16 protein-coding genes and 1 riboswitch are annotated in these 14,455 nt (G+C 71.1%); of the genes, 8 read left to right on the forward strand and 8 right to left on the reverse strand.

Annotated features, from left to right (window positions below):
* From EJK15_RS19955 to alc, 3 genes are all read left to right on the forward strand, one after another.
* A partial coding sequence (locus EJK15_RS19955; protein ID WP_138711968.1) for a glycerate kinase occupies positions 1–394 on the forward strand: 394 nt, incomplete at its 5' end.
* Positions 391–1,719, forward strand: a complete 1,329-nt coding sequence (allB, locus tag EJK15_RS19960; RefSeq protein ID WP_138711969.1) for an allantoinase AllB — start codon at positions 391–393, stop codon at positions 1,717–1,719. The genes EJK15_RS19955 and allB, both read left to right, overlap by 4 nt.
* Positions 1,720–2,676: an allantoicase gene (alc, locus tag EJK15_RS19965; protein ID WP_138711970.1), complete on the forward strand. Its 957-nt coding sequence runs from the start codon at positions 1,720–1,722 to the stop codon at positions 2,674–2,676.
* A gap of 126 nt (positions 2,677–2,802) precedes the next feature.
* Here the strand turns inward: alc and pknB are convergent, their stop codons facing one another.
* The 4 genes from pknB to EJK15_RS19985 all read right to left on the reverse strand — a co-directional run bounded on the left by pknB (position 2,803) and on the right by EJK15_RS19985 (position 7,155).
* Positions 2,803–4,743 carry a Stk1 family PASTA domain-containing Ser/Thr kinase gene (pknB, locus tag EJK15_RS19970; protein WP_138711971.1) on the reverse strand — a complete coding sequence of 647 codons (1,941 nt, stop codon included), beginning with the start codon at positions 4,741–4,743 and terminating at the stop codon, positions 2,803–2,805.
* Positions 4,744–4,887: 144 nt separating this feature from the next.
* Positions 4,888–5,694, reverse strand: a complete 807-nt coding sequence (locus EJK15_RS19975) for a thiazole synthase (RefSeq protein WP_138712035.1) — start codon at positions 5,692–5,694, stop codon at positions 4,888–4,890.
* 1 nt (position 5,695) lies between these two features.
* Positions 5,696–5,896, reverse strand: a complete 201-nt coding sequence (gene thiS, locus EJK15_RS19980) for a sulfur carrier protein ThiS (RefSeq protein WP_138711972.1) — start codon at positions 5,894–5,896, stop codon at positions 5,696–5,698.
* Complete coding sequence (locus tag EJK15_RS19985) at positions 5,893–7,155, reverse strand: FAD-dependent oxidoreductase (RefSeq protein WP_171074421.1); 1,263 nt, start codon at positions 7,153–7,155, stop codon at positions 5,893–5,895. Before EJK15_RS19985 ends, thiS begins: the two co-directional genes overlap by 4 nt.
* Positions 7,124–7,239: riboswitch (TPP riboswitch) on the reverse strand. (Overlaps the previous gene by 32 nt.)
* 58 nt (positions 7,240–7,297) lie before the next feature.
* Here EJK15_RS19985 and EJK15_RS19990 point away from each other — a divergent pair.
* Genes EJK15_RS19990 through thiE form a run of 3 tightly spaced genes read left to right on the forward strand, consistent with a single transcriptional unit; the run spans position 7,298 to position 9,491 of the window.
* Complete coding sequence (locus EJK15_RS19990) at positions 7,298–8,461, forward strand: NAD(P)/FAD-dependent oxidoreductase (RefSeq protein WP_420847072.1); 1,164 nt, start codon at positions 7,298–7,300, stop codon at positions 8,459–8,461.
* 30 nt (positions 8,462–8,491) lie between these two features.
* Positions 8,492–8,866, forward strand: a complete 375-nt coding sequence (locus EJK15_RS19995) for an Rv2175c family DNA-binding protein (protein ID WP_138711975.1) — start codon at positions 8,492–8,494, stop codon at positions 8,864–8,866.
* Positions 8,844–9,491 carry a thiamine phosphate synthase gene (gene thiE, locus EJK15_RS20000; protein WP_138711976.1) on the forward strand — a complete coding sequence of 216 codons (648 nt, stop codon included), beginning with the start codon at positions 8,844–8,846 and terminating at the stop codon, positions 9,489–9,491. Before EJK15_RS19995 ends, thiE begins: the two co-directional genes overlap by 23 nt.
* Positions 9,492–9,580: 89 nt before the next feature.
* On the opposite strand, the gene EJK15_RS20005 is transcribed toward thiE, so the two are convergent.
* Positions 9,581–10,648, reverse strand: coding sequence for a polyprenyl synthetase family protein (locus EJK15_RS20005; RefSeq protein ID WP_138711977.1), 1,068 nt, complete (start codon positions 10,646–10,648; stop codon positions 9,581–9,583).
* 144 nt (positions 10,649–10,792) lie between these two features.
* Here EJK15_RS20005 and metF point away from each other — a divergent pair, with 144 nt between their 5' ends.
* A complete protein-coding gene (metF, locus tag EJK15_RS20010; RefSeq protein ID WP_138711978.1) occupies positions 10,793–11,713 on the forward strand; it encodes a methylenetetrahydrofolate reductase [NAD(P)H] in 921 nt (306 codons plus the stop codon).
* Positions 11,714–12,028: 315 nt separating this feature from the next.
* On the opposite strand, the gene EJK15_RS20015 is transcribed toward metF, so the two are convergent.
* Together EJK15_RS20015 and EJK15_RS20020 are read right to left on the reverse strand one after the other, a co-directional pair.
* Complete coding sequence (locus EJK15_RS20015; protein WP_138711979.1) at positions 12,029–12,601, reverse strand: GNAT family N-acetyltransferase; 573 nt, start codon at positions 12,599–12,601, stop codon at positions 12,029–12,031.
* A gap of 10 nt (positions 12,602–12,611) precedes the next feature.
* Positions 12,612–13,088 carry a YbaK/EbsC family protein gene (locus tag EJK15_RS20020; protein WP_138711980.1) on the reverse strand — a complete coding sequence of 159 codons (477 nt, stop codon included), beginning with the start codon at positions 13,086–13,088 and terminating at the stop codon, positions 12,612–12,614.
* Positions 13,089–13,187: 99 nt separating this feature from the next.
* Between EJK15_RS20020 and EJK15_RS20025 the strand changes: the two genes are divergently transcribed.
* Complete coding sequence (locus EJK15_RS20025) at positions 13,188–14,015, forward strand: L,D-transpeptidase family protein (protein WP_240777074.1); 828 nt, start codon at positions 13,188–13,190, stop codon at positions 14,013–14,015.
* 30 nt (positions 14,016–14,045) lie between these two features.
* On the opposite strand, the gene EJK15_RS20030 is transcribed toward EJK15_RS20025, so the two are convergent.
* Positions 14,046–14,447, reverse strand: a complete 402-nt coding sequence (locus EJK15_RS20030) for a winged helix-turn-helix transcriptional regulator (protein ID WP_138711981.1) — start codon at positions 14,445–14,447, stop codon at positions 14,046–14,048.
* Between the last annotated feature and the right edge of the window lie 8 nt (positions 14,448–14,455).

The following is a 14,455-nucleotide window of genomic DNA, read 5'->3' on the forward strand; positions in this document are numbered from 1 at the left end:
AGCGGCCGGTGGGGTCGGGTTCGCGGCGCTGGCGTTCCTGCACGCCGACGTCCGGCCCGGCATCGACTACCTGCTCGGCCTGCTCGGGTTCGGCGCGCAGGTCGAGGGGGCACGGCTGGTCATCACCGGCGAGGGGTCGCTGGACGAGCAGTCGCTGCGCGGCAAGGCGCCGATCGGCGTGGCGCAGGCGGCGGCCAGGGCGGGCGTGCCCGTGGTGGCCGTCTGCGGGCGGCGTACGCTGTCCGACGCCGAGCTGAAGGCCGCCGGCATCGAGGCCGCCTACGCCCTCACGGACCTGGAGCCCGACCCCGCCCGCTGCATGTCGGAGGCCGGGCCCCTGCTCGAACGCCTCGCCGCCAAGATCGCCGCCGACCACCTCGGAGGAAACGGATGACCCAGCTGGACCTCGTGATCCGATCCCGCCGGACCGTCACGCCGGAAGGCGAGCGGGCGGCCGCGGTGGGCGTACGGGGGGAGAAGATCACCGGCCTGTACGCGTACGACGCTCCGCTCGGCGCCGCCGAGGACATCGACCTGCGCGACCTGGCGCTGCTCCCCGGCCTGGTCGACACGCACGTCCACGTCAACGAGCCCGGGCGCACGCACTGGGAGGGGTTCGACTCGGCGACCAGGGCGGCGGCCGCCGGGGGCGTCACGACGATCCTCGACATGCCGCTCAACTCGCTCCCGCCCACCGTCACCGTGGAGGCGTTCGAGACCAAGCTGAAGGCCGCGCGGGGGCAGTGCCATGTGGACGTCGGGTTCTGGGGCGGGGCCGTGCCCGGGAACGTCAAGGACCTGGCGCCGCTGCGCGAGCGCGGCGTGTACGGGTTCAAGTGCTTCATGTCGCCGTCGGGCGTGGACGAGTTCCCGCCGCTGGAGACGGCCGAGCTGCGGCTGGCGCTGGAGGAGATCGCCGGGTTCGGCGGGCTGATGGTGGTCCACGCCGAGGATCCGGGGCTGCTTCGGGAGCCGGATGGCCCGACATATCAGGAATTTCTGGAATCGCGGCCGGGGGCGTCGGAGCGGCGCGCCGTTCAGCGGGTCGTGGACCTGGCCGGGGAGATCGGCGCGCGGGTGCACATCCTGCACGTCTCCAGCGCCGACTGCTTGGAAGTGCTGGAGGCGGCCCAGGCGGGCGGCGTGGCGGTCACGGCCGAGACGTGCCCGCACTATCTGACGCTGGCGGCCGAGCAGGTGCCCGAGGGGGAGACCGCGTACAAGTGCTGCCCGCCCATCCGCTCCGAGGCCAACCGCGACCTGCTGTGGGACGGGCTGGCCAGGGGGGTGCTGAGCTGCGTCGTGTCGGACCATTCGCCGTCGCCGGCCGACCTGAAGGTGCCCGACTTCGCCGCCGCGTGGGGCGGCATCGCCTCGCTCCAGCTCGGGCTGGCCGCGATCTGGACGGAGGCGTCACGCAGGGGGTACGGGCTGGGCGACGTGGCGCGCTGGATGTCGGCCAATCCGGCAGCAATGGCCGAAATTTCCGGAAAAGGAGGTATAAAGCCGGGTAATGATGCTGATTTGGTCGCCTTCGATCCCGCCGCCGACCACCCCGTGGACGCCGCCCGCCTCCATCACAAGAACCCGGTCACCCCATACCATGGCCGCGTGCTCAAGGGCGCCGTACTGACGACCTGGCTACGCGGCCGGCCTGTGGACGGCATACCGCACGGACGATTCCTGCCGGGAGACCGGCAGACGTTGGGAGAGACGTAAATGTCGCGCTTCACCACCCTGCCCGACCTCGCCCTGCGGACCCTCGGCGGCTCCGTCGTGGCGGCCAACGACGAGTCGTTCGCCGAGAAGGAGAGCCTGATCAGGCCGGGGCGGCCCGGCTTCCAGGCGGAGACGTTCGGCAGCAAGGGGCAGGTGTACGACGGCTGGGAGACCCGGCGGCGCCGCGAGCCCGGACACGACTGGGCGCTGGTACGGCTCGGCATCCCCGGCGTGATCCGCGGCGTGGTGATCGACACGGCCTGGTTCAAGGGCAACTACCCGCCCCACGCCTCCGTCGAGGCCGCGGCCGTGGACGGCTTTCCGTCACCGGCCGAGCTTCTGACGGCCGACTGGGTGCAGATCGTCCCGAGAGTCGAGCTCAAAGGGGACGCGGAGCACCACTTCGACGTCGCCGACGAGGGCCGCTACACGCACGTGCGGCTGAACATCCACCCCGACGGGGGCGTCGCCCGCCTCCGCGTGCACGGCGAGCCCCGGCCCGACCTGTCCGTGTACGAGGGGCTCGGCCTCGACCTGGCCGCGCTCCAGAACGGCGCCCTGGCCACCGCCTGCTCCGACGAGTTCTACTCGGCCCCCAACAACGTCATCGCCCCCGGACTCGCCCGCCACCAGGCGGAGGGCTGGGAGACCGCCCGGCGCAGGGACGGGGGCAACGACTGGCTCGTCATCCGGCTGGCGGGGCGCGGCCTGATCCGGCTCGCCGAGATCGACACCACGAACCTGCTGTTCAACGCGCCTGGGGCGGTGTCGCTGACGGGACTGGACGGGGAGGGTGAGGGCGCGCGCAAGATCGAACTACTCTCCAGGACAAGGCTCCAACCGGACACCGCACACCGCTTCAGACTGGATCACACCGACCCGGTCACGCACGTCAGGGTCGACATCTACCCGGACGGCGGCCTCGCCAGAGTCCGCCTCCACGGCCACCTCACCTAACCCGCCTCGGCCCCACCGACACGCTCACCTCGGCCGCCCGTGGCACTGACGCCCGGCGGGACGCGGGCCCGGTCGGCGCCGAGTTCGACCAGCGCACTCTACGGGCCGGGCAGCCGGGGCGGGGCGTCAGTGCCAGAGGTAGACGGTGATGCCGGGTGGGCGTTCGCTGTTGGGCAGGGGCCGCTGGTACTGCACCACTCCGCGGTTCCCGAGCCGCTGCACCCGCACCTTGAACCCGGCCGCCTCCAGTTCCGCCCTGGCGTCCTTGACGTCCTTACCGGTCACCCCGGGCACCACCGTGAACTGCTGATCGTCGCGAGCCTCGTTGTCACCCCGGCCGAACCAGTCCCAGAAGTCCGTCTGGCACCGCGCCACCGTGACCATGACCTGCGCGCCCCTGTCGACCTCGGACTTGGCCTTGGGCGCCTGGGCGATCACCGTGCACGGCTCGGCGTCGTCGTCCACCTCCTGGACCTGCACCTGGAAGCCCTGCCCGCCCAGGTAAGCGGCCGCCTCGTCCTTCCCCATGCCGTTCACGTCGGGCATGACCATCCCGGCGCTCACGAAGATGTCGACCTTCGCGCCTTCCTTCACCTTCTCGGCCACCTGCGGCGAGGTACGGATCACCTTGTCGCGCTCGACCTCCGTGTTGGCCAGCCGCTTGACCGAGCCCACGGTGAGCCCGGCAGCGGCGATCTTGGCCCGGGCGTCGTTGCCCGTCATGCCCGTCACGTCGGGCACGACCACGCGCTTGGGCCCGAGCGAGGGCACCAGCGTGATCGTGGTGCCGTCGTCCACCTCGCTCTTGGCCACCGGGTCGGTGCTGAGGACCAGCCCCTCGGCCACCTTCTCGTCGTGCTTGCCCGCGGCCTTCTTGATTGTGAAGCCGAGCCTGGTGGCCTTGTTCTCGGCCAGCGCCATGTCCGTGCCGACCAGGTCGGGGACGGTGACCTTCTCACTCTGGGAGAAGTACCAGCCGGTCAGCCCGACCGCGACCACCATCACGGCCGCCAGAATCACCAGGAACCAGTTCGGCCGGAAGCCGCGCCGCTCCGGCACCTCGACCCGTGGCTGGATCAGCGTGTGGGCGGGCGCCGCGTGCGGCGAGGCGGCCGGGGGCCTGGTGTGGGGCTGGGACGGCCCCTGCGGCTGCGGGCGCCCGTGCGGCTGGGAGTAGTGTCCGTGCGGCTGGGAGTGCGACATCGGCGGATTGGTCATCCGCGGCAGCATCCGGTGTGCGTCCACGGCCGCGACGAGCATGGCGGTCGCGTCCGCCGGACGGTCATGCGGCTCGCGCGCCGTCGCGTGCGCCACCAGCGTGTCGACCAGCGGCGGAACGTCCGGGATCACCGACGACGGCGCCGGCACGGTGTCGTGAACGTGCCGGTACGCCACCGACATCGGCGTCTCGCCGTCATACGGCTGCTGCCCCGTCACCAGCTCGAACAGCATGATGCCCGCGGAGTAGACGTCGCTGCGCACGTCGGCGGCGCCGGTCATGACCTGCTCGGGCGCCATGTAGCCGATCGTGCCGATCATCACGCCGGTACGGGTCTGGTTCGTCGCCTCGATGGCCCTGGCCAGGCCGAAGTCGACGACCTTGACCCGGCCGTCGTCGGTCATCAGGACGTTCTCGGGCTTCACGTCGCGGTGCACCATCCCGGCCTGGTGGGCCGCGCCGAGGGCGGCGAGCACCGGGATCATGATTTCGAGCGCCTCGCGGGCGGGCAGCCTGCCGCGATCGCGCAGGATGTCGCGCAGCGTCTTGCCCGGCACGTACTCCATCGACAGGTAGACGACGTCGTTGTCGGTGCCCTGGTCGAAGACGTGCACCACGTTGGGATGGGAGAGACTGGCAACCGACTTCGCCTCGCCGATGAACCTCCGGACGAACGCCGGGTCCTCGGCGAGCGAGCGATGCATGACCTTCAGCGCCACCGTCCGGTCGAGCCGGATGTCCAGCGCGAGGTAGACGGTCGCCATACCGCCCCGGGCGATCCGGCTCTCGATGCGATAGCGCCCATCGAGGAGCCGCCCGACCAGGGGGTCCGCAGTCGTCGTGTCCACCCCGCTGAGTTTACGGGCGTTTTGCCACTGGGAGGGCCCGACCACCCGAAACCGATGCGGAGCCGTGCTCCATGGAACGTGCCCACACTCGGCGAAGCGGACATAGCCCCACCTGTGTCACGGTGTCCCCGGTTTCGGGCGGCGTCACGGCGTCATCGGGGAGGAGGCCTCGGCGTAGCGCCGGCGCGGGATGCGGCCCGCCTGCCGCGCCAGCCGCCCCGCCACGACCGCGGACTTCATGGCCGCCGCCATGAGATCGGGCCGCTGCGCCCGGGTCACCGCGGTGGCCAGCAGTACGGCGTCGCAGCCCAGCTCCATCGCCAGCGCGGCGTCGCTGGCCGTGCCGATGCCCGCGTCGAGGATCACCGGCACCGAGGCGGCCTCCACGATCAGTTCGATGTTGTGCGGGTTGCGGATGCCCAGCCCCGAGCCGATCGGGGCGCCCAAGGGCATCACGGCCGCGCAGCCGGCCTGCTCCAGCCGCCGCGCGAGCGCTGGATCGTCGCCGATGTACGGCAGCACCACGAACCCGTCCGCCACCAGCCGCTCGGCCGCGTCGAACGTCTCGATCGGGTCGGGCAGCAGTGTCCGCTCGTCGGCGATGACCTCCAGCTTGATCCAGTTCGTACCGAGCGCCTCTCTGGCCAGCCGCGCCGTCAGCACGGCCTCGCCCGCGGTGAAGCAGCCGGCCGTGTTCGGGAGCACCTTGATGTCCCGCCTGCGCAGCACGTCGAGCACGGAGCCGCGGGAGCTCGGGTCGAGCCGCCGCATGGCCACCGTGGTCAGCTCGGTGCCGGACGCGGCCAGCGCCTGGTCGAGCACCTCGAGGGAGGGCGCGCCGCCGGTCCCCATGATGAGGCGGGACGAGAACTTCTCCCCGGCGATGACGAAGTCATCGGAAGAATCGTCTCTTCCGTGCCTTTGGGGGCATGCGGGGGCCTGCCCCCGCAGATCATCCACCTTGCACCGCCGTCAGAACCTCCACGCGGTCGCTGTCGCTGAGCGCCGTCGTCTCCCACGCGCTCCGCATGACCACCTCGTCGTTCACGGCCACGGCCACTCCGGTGGTGGCCACGGTCAATGTGCTCACGGCCTGCGCCACGGTCATTCCGTCGGCGACCTCGTGCGCGGCCCCGTTGATCATCACAATCATGAAATTTCCCGAAACCTCCCCGGCGAGCACAACGCCGCCAGCTCACCCTCTTCGCCGCTCGCGCCCTCCACCAGCAGGGCCGCCGTGAGCGGCGTGAGCAGCACGCCGCCCCGGTGGTGCCCGGTGGCCAGCGCGAGCCCCGGCGTCCCGCTCGGGCCGATGATCGGCAGGTTGTCCGGCGTACCCGGCCGCAGCCCCGCCACCACGTCGGCGACCTCCAGCTCGGTCACGCCCGGCACCAGCTCCCTGGCGTCACGCAGCAGCTGGTAGAGCCCGCCCGCCGTCACCGTGGTGTCGAACCCCAGCTCCTCCTGGGTGGCCCCGACCACCAGCTCGCCGTCGCCGCGGGGCACGAGGTAGACGTAAGAGCCGTGCACGGTGCCGCGTACGCACCGGCTGAGCAGCGGCCGCGGGGAGCGCAACCGCATGATCTGCCCCTTGACCGGCCGCACCGGCACCTCGGCCAGCTCGCCGCTCCAGGCCCCAGCCGCCAGGACGACCCGCTCCGCCCGGATCTCGGACGGCGTCTCGCCTCCGTCTGGTGGCGGCTCGAGGCGTACACCGACGACCCCGCCGTCGTCCTCGCGCAGGAGGCCGCCGGCGCGGGCCCGTATCAGCGGCACGTTCAGCCGGTCCAGGGCGGCGAGCAGCGCCGATGTCACACGGCGCGGGTCCACCCAGGCGTCACCGGGGGCCAGCAGCCCGCCGCGCACCGAGGGGGCCAGCATGGGCTCCAGACGGCGGCACTCGCGCCCGGTCAGCCGCTCGACCGGCAGGCCCAGCTTCTCCATGAACGCCGCCAGCTCGTCCAGCGCCGCCAGATCGTCGGCACCGAACGCCACGTCGAGCGTCCCGTCGGCACGGAGGTCAAGTGCCCGTCGCGCCCCGTCCCCGATCCCGGCCCCGCCGAAGAACCCGAGACCCGGCGTGCCGGCGGCTCCCTCGTGCCCGCCGTCATCTGTGAGCCCGCCGTCGTGCGGAACGCCGGCCGTCGTGAGGCCGGCGTCCTCGGCCAGTTCGGCGGCGAACGCGGGCCAGCGGCGCAGCGACGCCATCCCCAGCCGCAGCAGCGGCGCCTCCGTATAGGTGACCTCGCTGACCGGGGCCAGCATCCCCGCCGCCGCGTGCGACGCCCCCGAGGCCGGAGCCGGATCCACCACGGTGACCGGCCGCCCCGCGCGGGCCAGCCGCCATGCGATGGCCAGCCCGACGATCCCGCCGCCTACGATCACATCCACATGCGCTCCCTTCGCCGGCATGATCCGGATCAGGTGTCTTGCGGTCGAAGGCCCGTGAAGCCTTCCTCTCAGCCCGGTTATGGCCGGACTCCCGCGCGTCTTACCTCCACAGCCTACGGCCTCGGTGCGACGCCGTAGTACACCCCCCGTTATGGTCATGAACGTGAACCATGTCGTGGTGGTAGGAGCGGGCCTGGCCGGAGTACGCACGGTGGAGGCGCTGCGCGGGCGGGGATTCGACGGCAGGATCACCTTGATCGGGCAGGAGCGGCACCGCCCCTACGACCGCCCGCCGCTGTCGAAGAGCGTGCTGCTCGGCGACGCCGACTCGAGCTTCGTCGACACCGACCTGACCGCCCTCGACGTCGCCTTCCGGCCGGGCGTCAGCGCCAAGGCGCTGCGCGAGGGCGTCGTCGAGACGACCGAGGGCGAGGTCGGCTACGACGGCCTGGTCATCGCCACCGGAGCCGAGCCGATCACGCTGCCCGGCGACGGCCCCCAGCATGTGCTGCGCACCCTCGACGACGCTCACGAGCTCAGGGCCAGGCTCGTGCCGGGCGCCAGGGTCGCGGTCATCGGCGCCGGGTGGATCGGCGCCGAGGTGGCCACCGCCGCCCGCCGCGCCGGCTGCGCGGTCACGGTGATCGAGGCCGCCTCCACCCCGCTCGCGACCGCCGTCGGCCCGGAGATCGGGGTCCGCACCGAGCGCTGGTACGACGGCATCGACCTGCGCCTCGACACCATGGTCCGCTCCGTGGACGAGGGCGGCGTGCAGCTGGTGGACGGCGAGTTCGTGGCGGCCCACGTGGTCGTCACCGGCATCGGCGTGCGACCGGCCGTCGAATGGCTGGCCGACGCCGACATCGACCTGCACAACGGCGTCGTCGTCGACGAGCACCTGCGGACCTCCCTGCCCGGCGTGGTCGCCGTCGGCGACTGCGCCGCCTGGTGGTCGCGCCGCTTCCAGGCCAGGCTCAGGGTCGAACACTGGGACACCGCGCTCAACGCCCCCGAGGTCGCCGCCGTGACCCTGCTGGGGGAGGACGCGGTGTACGACCCGGTGCCGTACTTCTGGTCGGAGCAGTTCGGCCACATGGTCCAGTACGCCGGCCACCACCCGGCGGGCGAGCGCCTCCTCTACCGCGGCGACCCGGAGGGCAAGTGGTCGGCCGTCTGGCTCACCGCCGACGGCCGCATGGCCGCGGTGTTCGCCGTGGACCGGCCGCGGGATCTCGTACAGGGACGCAGAATCATCGGCGCCGGCCACCGACTTGACGCGGAACGCCTGGTAGATCCAGATGTCCCCCTACGAGATTGTGTTGTTTGAGCAAGCACGGCATGTGGTAGTTGTGGTCTCGTGACGCTTTCTGTTGCACAGATCGACCGGGAGACCGACCAGCTCGTTAACGAGTGGCTCACGCTCCCCGAAGTGGCCTCGCGCCTCGACCTTTCGATAGGCCGGGCCAAGCAACTCGTCAAGGACCGCAAGCTCCTGGGCGTGCGCCGCGGGAGCGGCGGCCCACAGGTGCCCGCGGTGTTCCTCGACGGAAAGGACGTGATGAAGGGCCTGCCCGGCACACTGACCGTGTTGCAGGACGCCGGCTACGACGACGTCCAGGCGCTGCGCTGGCTCTTCACACCCGACGAGTCGCTGCCGGGGTCGCCCATCGAGGCGATCAAGGCCGGCCGTCATACGGAGGTCAAGCGGCGTGCCCAAGCCCTCGCTTTCTGAGGCGCGCCTCTATCTCTGCACGGACGGCCGCCGCGACCGCGGCGACCTGGCAGAGTTCCTCGACTCGGTGCTGGCCGGCGGTGTGGACATCATCCAGCTGCGGGAGAAGGGCCTGGAGGCACGCGAAGAACTCGCGCTCCTCGAAGTCTTCCGCGACGCCTGCGACCGGCACGGCAAACTACTGGCCGTCAACGACCGGGCGGACATCGCGTACGCCGCCCGGCCCGACGTGCTCCACTTGGGGCAGGACGACCTTCCTGTGACGGTCGCGCGAGAGATACTCGGCGACGACATCGTCATCGGACGGTCCACCCACTCCGCCGCCGAGGCTTCCGCCGCGGCGGTGGAGGAGGAGGGCGTCGACTACTTCTGCTGCGGCCCTGTCTGGCCCACGCCGACCAAACCCGGCCGCCCGGCTCCTGGCCCGTCGCTGCTCCGGTACGCGGCGTCGCTGGAGACGACACGGCCGTGGTTCGGGATCGGCGGCATCGACCTCGCCAACCTCGACGAGGTCATGTCGTACGGGGCTCGCCGGGTCGTGGTGGTACGGGCCATCACGGACGCCGACGACCCGGGCGCGGCCGCGGCGGAATTCGCCAAGCGCCTGTCCGCCGGCGCCCGCTGACCTGGGGCCTCCGGAGCTCAGCGGTCACGGCCTGCCGCTGCTGCCGTGGCCTGTGCCCGGTGGCGCCGCGGGTGCGCGGTGCCGGAAAGTCAGGTTTTGCGGGATGTGGCGGCGATGGCGAGTTCGGTCAGGGCGGTGCGGGCCTCGGCCGTGACGGGGGCCTGGTCGAGCGCGGTCAGCGCATCGCCCAGGTAGCCGGTGATCAGGTCCTCGCATTCCTGCAGCGCCCCCGTGTCCTCGATGATCCGGCGCAGCGTGCCCACCCCCCGCTCATCCAGCCCGGGATCGCCCAGCAGCCGCCGGACGGTCTCCGCGTCGGCGGCGGAGGCGGCCGCCAGCGTACGGGCCACGAGCATCGTCCGCTTGCCCTCGCGCAGGTCGTCCCCCGCGGGCTTACCGGTCTGCGCCGGGTCGCCGAACACGCCGAGGATGTCGTCGCGCAGCTGGAACGCGATCCCCACCCGCCTGCCGTAGCCGGTGCACAGGTCGTCCATCCACGGCAGGAGCTCCCGGGCCGCGAGCACGAGGCCGAGCCTGAGGGGCTGCTCCACCGAGTACTTGCCGCTCTTGAACAGCGCCACGCGCAGGGCCGACTCGAACGTGTTCTCCCCGTGCGCCTGCTCCAGCAGGTCCAGATACTGCCCGCACATCAGCTCGGTGCGCATGTGGTCGTGCACGGGCTGGGCGGCCTCCAGGGACTCGGCCGGCAGGCCGCTGGTGCGCCACATCTCGCCCGACCAGATCAGCAGCAGGTTGCCGAGCAGGATCGCCGCGCCCTCGCCGAACTGCGCCGCGGAGCCGTGCCAGCCGGCCTTCTCGTGCATCGTCTGGAAGCGGCGGTGCGCGGCCGGCATGCCCCTGCGCAGGTCGCTCTTGTCCATCACGTCGTCGTGCACCAGCGCGCTGGCCTGCAGCAACTCCAGCGAGCCCGCCGCGGTGAAGATCTCGGGCACGTCCGTGCCGCCCGCGCCGCGCCAGCCCCAGTAGCAGAACGCGGGCCGCAGCCGCTTCCCGCCGGACAGCAACTCGCCGGCGGCCGTGCGCAGCGGCTCCAGATCGGGGTCGCCGGGGGCGGGCAGCTGCCGTCCGACGAACTCGCCCAGGGCACGCTCCACCTGCGTGCGCAGGGTGTCCATGCTCGCGGCGTCAGTGGTCATGTCTTGAGACTAGTGGCCGGGCGGACACACGCCGATCCCGGCTCATGTACAGCGCCGCCATACTGCGCGCGGCCGGTGCCCGCTCGCCTCACCGCGCGCGTTCGTCACCTGTGGGCAGGGCCGAGTGCCTGTAGCCTTGGAGCCATGGCGCTTGGTCGACCCTCCGTCCTGCCCGATCGTGTTCCCACCGTCCGCGACATGCTCGCCGCCGGTGGCCGCACGTTCTCCTTCGAGTTCTTCCCCCCGAAGACCGACGAGGGCGAGCGGCAGCTGTGGCGGGCGATCAGGGAGCTGGAGTCGCTGCGGCCGACGTTCGTGTCGGTGACGTACGGCGCCGGCGGCACCACCCGGGACCGGACGGTCGGCATCGTGGAGCGGATCGCCCACGACACCACGCTCACGCCGGTGGCGCACTTCACCGCGGTCGACCATTCCATCCGGGAGCTGCGCCACCTGGTCGGGCGCCTGGCCGACGCCGGGGTGCGCAACATCCTGGCCGTCCGCGGCGACCCCCCCGGCGACCCGACCGGCGAGTGGATCCAGCACCCCCAGGGCGTGCTCTACGCCGAGGAGCTGGTGCGGCTGATCCGGCAGGCGGGTGACTTCTGCGTCGGCGTGGCCGCCTTCCCCTACAAGCACCCGCGCTCACCGTCCATCGAGTCCGACACCGATTACTTCGTGAGCAAGTGCCGTGCCGGGGCGGACTACGCGATCACGCAGATGTTCTTCCAGGCCGAGGACTACCTGCGGCTGCGGGACCGGGTGGCGGCCAAGCGGTGCGACACGCCGATCATCCCGTGCATCATGCCGGTGACGCAGATGAGCACGATCGCGCGGTCGGAGCAGCTGTCGGGGGCGCCGTTCCCGCCTGACGTGGCGGCCCGCTTCGAGGCGGTGGCGGACGATCCGGCGGCGGTGCGGCGGCTGGGCATCGACCACGGGGCGGAGCTGTGCCAGCGGCTGCTGGATGAGGGCGCGCCGGGCATCCACTTCATCACCTTCAACCGCTCAAGCGCGTCCCGCGAGGTGTTCCAACGCCTCTCGTCCGTTCCGCTTTCCGCTTGATCAAAACCTCAGATTTTCTTTGATCAAAGCCTTCATGCTTTACGGCCGGCCAACGGCACCCAGACGCCGATCAGGGTTGAGGGCCTCCAGGGAGACGGTTTCTGACCCCGCACGGGGCTGGGCGCCGTTACGACGCCACCTTGGCCTTGAAAGTGCTTCGACGTCGGGCCCGTCACCCGCCCGCAGGGGGACCGGGCGGGTGACGGGCAGGGGATAGTGGACGAAGGGTAAAGCGTCCGTCACTTTCTGTCATGACCGATGCCCATAGTCATGGCGCAGTAAACCCCTGAGTCACGGTTTCATCAGGAGTAACGCTCAGGGCATGGGGAGAGGGCGGCCCGCGATCGCGTACTCCTCGAAGCCTCCGGGGAAGATGAACCTCGTCAGGAGGTCCGTGAAGCCGAGGCTGGCGTAGAGGTGGCGGGCGGCTGTGGGGCCGTCGTGGGTGGACAGGACGGCCGTGCGCTCGTGGCGGCCCGCGCACAGGGTTCTGATCATGGCGCGGCCGATGCCCTTGCCCTGGTATTCGGGATGGACGTGGATCTCGGCCAGCTCGAACGCGTGCCCCAGCCAGGCGTTGGCGACCTCCCGGCCCGACTGCTCCGTGAGCGCTCTGAGCACCACGTCGTGCCACCACTGCCCGGGCGCGCCGCGGAAACCGTACGCGAAGCCGACGATCTGGGGTTCCAGGCCGCCCGGGGATAGGGATGAATCACGCAATTCTGCGAAATAACACTGAAAATGGGGATATGTCGCGTGATTTCGCATGATGGTCTTGCGGCCGGTGATCTGGTCCTCGGGCGGGTTCATCGCTGCCGTGTAAATCTCGATCACCGTCTCCAGCCGCTCGGTGAACTCGGCCGGCCCCGCCCCGCGAAACTCGATCACCTGTCGCACACTACTCGACGTCCACCGGGGTGCCCCCGGTGATGCGTACCAGCTCGTCAAAGGTGGTCGGGAACACCGTCAGCGGATGCCCCCCGGCCGCCCACACCACCTCGTGCTTGCTCAGCCAGTTGTCCACCAGGGTCCGCACCGGGGCCGGGTGCCCGACCGGGGCGACACCGCCGATGGGCTGGCCGGTCGCGGCCCTGACGAACTCGGGGGTCGCGCGGCGTACCCGCTGGACGCCCGCCGTGCGGGCGATCAGCTCCACGTCCACGCGGTGCGCGCCGCTTGTCAGCACGAGCAGCGGCTCGCCGTCGGCGTCGAAGATCAGGCTGTTGGCGATCGCCCCGACCTCGCAGCCCACCTGAGCGGCGGCGGTCGCCGCCGTGGGCGCCTTCTCCGGCAGCACGACGATCTCGCCGGTCGCCCCCAGCTCCCGCAGCGCGGATTCCACAAGAACGGCATTTGCCGGCAACTTCTCAGACATGGAGACACTCTAAACAGATTGAGCGCTTGATTACCGGTTCATGGGCATTGGTGTAGTGTCCACTGATCTGTTGTTCGATGGCATGAGAGGTGGTACGGGGTGCGGGGTCGACGGCTGCCCGGCGTGGCTGCTCTCTTGACGGCTGGAGCCGTCGTGCTCTCGGGCTGCGGTACGCAGGCGCCGCAACGCGCGCAGGCGTCGCCGGTCTTCACCAAGGCGGTCGCCGCCGCCTCGCCTGCCGCCGCGGGCGCCCAGTCCGGCCCGGCCGCCGCCACGGTCACCGCGCCGCGCAAGACGCTCAAGCTGGGCGCCAAGGGCAAGGCCGTCACCTGGATGCAGAAGCGCCTGACCGAGCTGGGCTACCGGCCGGGCAAGTCCGACGGGCAGTACGGCGGCACGACGCTGGCCGCCGTATGGGCGTTCCAGAAGGTCAACGGCATCAAGCCGGCCAGCACGATCGCCGAGCGCACGTGGGCGGCCCTGGAGAGCCCGAAGTCGCCCAAGGTCCTGGTCAAGAACGGCGAGCCGACCCGCGCCGAGGTGAACCTGACCAAGCAGATCATGGTCATGTACGTCGGCGGCGAGCCGAAGCTGATCACCCACGTCTCGTCCGGCAGCGGCATCCCGTACTGCGAGACCACCACCTGGCAGGGCAAGGAGCAGCGGTTCTGCGGCTCGGCCACTACGCCGACCGGCAATTACCAGACGACGTGGCGCAAGAGCGGCTGGCACAAGTCGTACCTCGGCCAGCTCTACAACCCGATCTTCTTCAACGGTGGCATCGCCTTCCACGGCGCGCTGTCGGTGCCGCTCTACCCGGCCTCTCACGGATGCGTGCGCATGCCGATGAACGTGGCCGTGGAGCTGCCCGGCATGCTCGGCAAGGGCGTCCCGGTCCACGTCCGGGGCAAGTTCAAGCGTCCCTGAGCGTTACGGGCCCCGCCTGACATAGGCCTCTTACACGTCGTCCGGGTGGACGGCGTCCCAGCTCTCGCGGGCGTCCTCGATGGCGTCCTTGTGCTCCCGGGACCAGCCGGCCAGGTGCTCGACGGCCTCGGCGAGGCTGCGCCCCATCGGCGTGAGCCGGTATTCGACCTGCGGCGGGATCGTCGGGTACGCCGTGCGTTCGGCCAGCCCGTCCCGGCACAGCCGCCGCGTCGTCAGCGTCAGCATCCGCTGGGAGATGCCGGGAATCGCCCGGTGCAGCTCCCTGAACCGCCGCACCCCCTTGGCCAGCTCCACCATCACCAGCACCGTCCACTTGTCGCCGATCCGGTCGAGCACGTCGCGGATCCCGCAGTCATCGTCCCCGCACGGGCCGCTGACCTGGGGGGTTACGTCCGTGTGCGTGACTGACATAAGAGTGC

Source organism: Nonomuraea basaltis (genome assembly GCF_005893125.1).
GTDB lineage: Bacteria > Actinomycetota > Actinomycetes > Streptosporangiales > Streptosporangiaceae > Nonomuraea > Nonomuraea basaltis.

Bases quoted from the DNA above. Each gene is read 5' to 3' on its own strand.
- allB (WP_138711969.1), top strand. From the start codon at position 391: ATGACCCAGCTGGACCTCGTGATCCGATCCCGCCGGACCGTCACGCCG.
- alc (WP_138711970.1), top strand. From the start codon at position 1,720: ATGTCGCGCTTCACCACCCTGCCCGACCTCGCCCTGCGGACCCTCGGC.
- thiS (WP_138711972.1), bottom strand. From the start codon at position 5,896: ATGATTGTGATGATCAACGGGGCCGCGCACGAGGTCGCCGACGGAATG.
- EJK15_RS19985 (WP_171074421.1), bottom strand. From the start codon at position 7,155: ATGCCGGCGAAGGGAGCGCATGTGGATGTGATCGTAGGCGGCGGGATC.
- EJK15_RS20005 (WP_138711977.1), bottom strand. From the start codon at position 10,648: ATGACCACTGACGCCGCGAGCATGGACACCCTGCGCACGCAGGTGGAG.
- metF (WP_138711978.1), top strand. From the start codon at position 10,793: ATGGCGCTTGGTCGACCCTCCGTCCTGCCCGATCGTGTTCCCACCGTC.
- EJK15_RS20020 (WP_138711980.1), bottom strand. From the start codon at position 13,088: ATGTCTGAGAAGTTGCCGGCAAATGCCGTTCTTGTGGAATCCGCGCTG.
- EJK15_RS20030 (WP_138711981.1), bottom strand. From the start codon at position 14,447: ATGTCAGTCACGCACACGGACGTAACCCCCCAGGTCAGCGGCCCGTGC.